The organism is Bacillus sp. K2I17 (assembly GCF_002209985.1).
Lineage (GTDB): Bacteria > Bacillota > Bacilli > Bacillales > Bacillaceae_G > Bacillus_A > Bacillus_A wiedmannii.
This window is the reverse complement of sequence record NZ_NJGF01000093.1, coordinates 1-3,890: the sequence shown is the minus strand read 5'-3', so window position 1 is coordinate 3,890 and position 3,890 is coordinate 1. Positions and strand designations below refer to the sequence as shown.

Annotated in this window: 5 protein-coding genes and 1 pseudogene; 4 read left to right on the top strand and 2 right to left on the bottom strand. The window is 31.2% G+C overall.

All coding sequences use genetic code 11. The annotated features are described in order from the left end of the window. The first annotated feature begins 157 nt into the window (after window positions 1-157). The 3 genes and pseudogenes from CER22_RS33415 to CER22_RS30650 all read left to right on the top strand — a co-directional run bounded on the left by CER22_RS33415 (window position 158) and on the right by CER22_RS30650 (window position 1,893). Complete coding sequence (locus CER22_RS33415) at window positions 158-301, top strand: hypothetical protein (protein WP_179211965.1); 144 nt, start codon at window positions 158-160, stop codon at window positions 299-301. 140 nt (window positions 302-441) lie between these two features. Beyond that, on the top strand, window positions 442-1,389 hold the full coding sequence (locus CER22_RS30655) for a tyrosine-type recombinase/integrase (RefSeq protein WP_088610470.1): 948 nt from the start codon (window positions 442-444) through the stop codon (window positions 1,387-1,389). Between the two features lie 109 nt (window positions 1,390-1,498). Beyond that, window positions 1,499-1,893 (top strand): annotated as a pseudogene (locus tag CER22_RS30650) (helix-turn-helix domain-containing protein). 312 nt (window positions 1,894-2,205) lie between these two features. Here CER22_RS30650 and CER22_RS30645 read toward each other — a convergent pair. Continuing rightward, entirely contained in the window at window positions 2,206-2,856 is a 651-nt protein-coding gene (locus CER22_RS30645) for an HNH endonuclease (protein WP_088610469.1), read from the bottom strand. After that, complete coding sequence (locus CER22_RS30640) at window positions 2,853-3,533, bottom strand: AAA family ATPase (protein ID WP_256943776.1); 681 nt, start codon at window positions 3,531-3,533, stop codon at window positions 2,853-2,855. Before CER22_RS30640 ends, CER22_RS30645 begins: the two co-directional genes overlap by 4 nt. 22 nt (window positions 3,534-3,555) lie before the next feature. Here CER22_RS30640 and CER22_RS33410 point away from each other — a divergent pair, with 22 nt between their 5' ends. Beyond that, window positions 3,556-3,732, top strand: coding sequence for a hypothetical protein (locus CER22_RS33410; RefSeq protein WP_179211964.1), 177 nt, complete (start codon window positions 3,556-3,558; stop codon window positions 3,730-3,732). Window positions 3,733-3,890: the final 158 nt, after the last annotated feature.

The following is a 3,890-nucleotide window of genomic DNA, read 5'->3' as shown; positions in this document are numbered from 1 at the left end:
GTCAGACCTAATTGAAAATATTTGTTAATTTAGTTATAATAATGGTAATTAAAGATATCATTACCCACATACAAAAGGACAAACCTACGTATCCCTACCAGGGCGAGGTTTGTCCTTTTTTTATTGTAGTAAACTATTATCATTGGGAGGATTAAATATGGCTGTACTAAAAGGTACAACTTATATAGAAATGAATACCCATAACGAGATTAGATTTTTCAAAGGGATATTTTGGGGACTAGTCTTTGTAGTGCCTTTTTGGAGTATTATGATAGCCCTATTTATTTTGCTTTATAAATAATAATCAACATATCTAAAACACAAAGGGTTGTTTGTCCGTTTGCGTTTTGGATATGCCAGCAACCGTGCGTAGCAAAGGGCGGTAGAAGGTTTTAACCCTACTTTCTGTTATAATATACCCAAAGAAATTAGGTGATAATAATGAACGAGAAAATAAGTTTAGAAGAAACATTAGAAGCGTTTTCTGCTTATTTAACAGAAAAAGGACGAAAACAATCTACGATCCAACGTTATGCATACGATATTAAAGATTTTTATAAGTGGCTAAGAGCAAATAAGATACTGCTACATATCAAATCGTGGAGTGAATTATCTCCAGAAGACTATCAGGCGTATTTCTCTGAGTTAGAAAGCAAACGCAAATATTCCGAGAAAACAAGGCACAGAATATGGGTGGTTTTAAAGAAATTGAACATATTTTTAGGGATAGATAGTCCATTAGATGAGTTTCACCTCTCCTTAATTCCTGATCAATCACTAAGCGAAAAGGATTTTATTACCGAAGCGGAGGAAAATCATTTAAAACAAACGATACTCTCAACAAAGGGATTAACAGAAAGGCAAGCTAAATATCGCCCTCTTATTATGGATAGAAACGTTTGTATTATAAATTTAGTAGTAAACTATGGGTTGTCCTTGCAAGAGCTTGTATCGCTTAATATGAGCCATATACAGTTTGCTAGAAATACCTTAGTGGTACCTGGAGAAAATGGATTAACTAGGTCTGTCTCCTTAACTATGGAAGATACACAGCAGCTTTACAAATACTATAAAACCATTCCCGAACCTGTAAGACCTAAACAGTATACAGATAATCCTTTATTTATAGCATTTGATTTTAATCGGGGTACTTATCGTTGGGTGTACGAAAAGGATGCGCCAAAAGCTTTGTCTGAAGTTGCTGTGCAAAAAATGATACGACTTGAAGTAAAACGTGCGGGATTGAATAGACGTATCTCGGCGCAGCAAATGCGAAATGCCTTCATTATTCGTCTTATTAAGCAAGGGATAACAAAAGATGAATTGGTAAGCAGGATGGGGTTCAAAACTAAGATATCTTTAAAAAGATATTATCAATATTTACAGTGACCTATAAGTAGCCTTAGAAAAAAGTTTGATTAAAACTTTTTTCTAAACATTGCAACTTTATTTCAAATCTATACTAATCGTTAATTAAAAATTTGAAAGGTTGATTTGATTGGAAGGAAATATTTTTGGACAGAATCTTAGGAAGTTAAGAACACTAAAAGGAATTAATCTACACAAATTGGGTAACGAGTTAGGAGTAACAGGAAGTACGATATCTACTTGGGAATTAGGGAATAAAGAACCAAACTTTGATATGGTAAAAAAAATTGCGTTAGTACCGACTATTTGTTTAATCATCAAGTTTTAGATAACGAGGAACAAGAAAAAGCAGTTGTTACACAGTTGGCTCATAAATTGTACGGGAAATGCAAGGATTTTCTAGTATTCGAAGAGGAGCTACTCTCTTATATTAGTTATTTAGATTTCAAAAATAAATCCAAATATGTAGCATTAAAAAACATTGAAAATAAGAATGAAGAAAAGGATTCCAAATACAATGCATAACACAATATACATCAATGATCTTATCTTAAATGTATTAACTACTCTAAAATAAAAGCGATGGTGTCACACCATTAGAAATCAAGCAAATATTAGGTTTAAAAAGCCCTGAAACTCTCTATCCTTACATCGAATTCTACAAAGAATAAACTAATTAAAAGGAAAAATACAAATATTAAAGCGAACACTTCTAATACAGTTAAGATTAGAAGTGTTTTCATCTTTTAATGTACGCCAAGGATCAATCCTAATAGATTTAGTAGCCTTGTTTCGTAGGGGATAATCATGTATTTTCTTTTTTCTTCATTTTAAGTGTTATAAAACTTCTACAGGAGAATCTATCATTTTTATAACAGTTTTCATCATGAAACTATATTCTTTATTTGTTTTTGTATATTCAAGTAAATCGGCATATAGTAATTTTTTGAGCTCGATATCATCTGTAGTTTCATATAAAATTATAGTTGATTGTATAGAGTTTATATATGCCATTCTTCTTTCGCATAATTCTACTCTATCAAGCTCAAGGTTTTTAATTGTAGTTAGACCGCGTGTACTTCGTGCTAAAATTAATGGCCCTGAAAACATTATATCCTCTTCAGGATTATCAATATAAGGGTTTATCAATGGATTTTTTTGATTATAATAGTCACTTTTATTAATATTACATTTACCACAAGCTAAAGTTAAATTATCCCATTCGAAAATCCTATTTGGAAATATACTTTTTGGTAATATATGCTCGATATGTCCATGATCTGTAGCTGTAAAGGAACTTTCACAATAAGCACATTTACCCTTTGTTTCTTTTAAAAGTGCTTTTTTAATAATTGGGTGTGTATATTTACTTTTAAGACTATTAGGAGGTTTTGTTCCAGATTGAACAAATGTCATATATTGATTTATCCAATGTCCTCCTTTTGTTTTCAAGATGGTTGGTATTTCTTCTTTTTTTAAGTGTATCATTTAATATTACCCCTTTGTAAAACATCTAGTGCTTGGGGCATGTGTTCGCCAAGTCCCATTTCGTTTAATTCATTTTTTAAATTTGTATATGTTTTGGCTGTTAATTGAGTATCTCTATATTTTTTAAGTATTACATCAAGCTTTTCTTCAATCCAAATAGGGAATGTTACAGGAACACCTAATACATCTCTAAGTATTTCTAACGCATTAGCTGATTTATTATGGAAATCTAATTTGTAACTACAAACTCTTTTATTATCGTCATATTTTAGAGCGTATACATTTGAATTGATTACTGAATTAACAACAAATGGGCTATGGGTAGTGACGATAAATTGGGCATTTGGAAATGCTTTTATAAGGTTAGGTAAGATATTTCTTTGCATAGAAGGATGTAGATGATTTTCTATCTCATCTATTATTACAAGGAATGGACTCTCATTATCATACATGTAAATTTGCCAAGCTAAATCAATAATAGCCCCTATACCTCCAGAAACTGAATCAATCAAAAAATCGCCAGTATCCGTTTTTAAAATTACTTCCCCATCTTTAATGTTTATTTCGTTAAATCCTAAGGTTTCGGGTAATAATATCTTTAAAACCTCGATAAATCCTTTGAATACTCTATAAGACTCTTTATCTCCTGTAATATAATCATTATCTTGTCCAAACAAAGCTAAGGACATCAAAGAACAATTGGATCAAATTTTTGGCTATATGAAAAATGGGCGACTCATGATTACTACAGATAAAATTGAACCTCATGAGGGACATGTAAATTGGGCAAGAGGCCAAACTGCGGAAGTAGTGAAACAAGAAATTAGAAATGATGCGAATATAGTAATGGAAAATGAGAAATTTAGGGTTATTTAATTAATTACAGCTGGTATAAATGTCAACTATCAACATTAAGGTTCCCTACTTATTATTATTCTATTTAATCAAAAAAGACATTGAACTGATATTATTGATATTATCCCCTTAAGGTAGACAGTGTAAAAAGACCATGAACAAACATGGATGTTACACTT

Excerpts from the sequence above, each read along its gene's own strand:
- CER22_RS30655 (WP_088610470.1), top strand. The coding sequence starts at position 442 with ATGAACGAGAAAATAAGTTTAGAAGAAACATTAGAAGCGTTTTCTGCT.
- CER22_RS30645 (WP_088610469.1), bottom strand. The coding sequence starts at position 2,856 with ATGATACACTTAAAAAAAGAAGAAATACCAACCATCTTGAAAACAAAA.
- CER22_RS33415 (WP_179211965.1), top strand. The coding sequence starts at position 158 with ATGGCTGTACTAAAAGGTACAACTTATATAGAAATGAATACCCATAAC.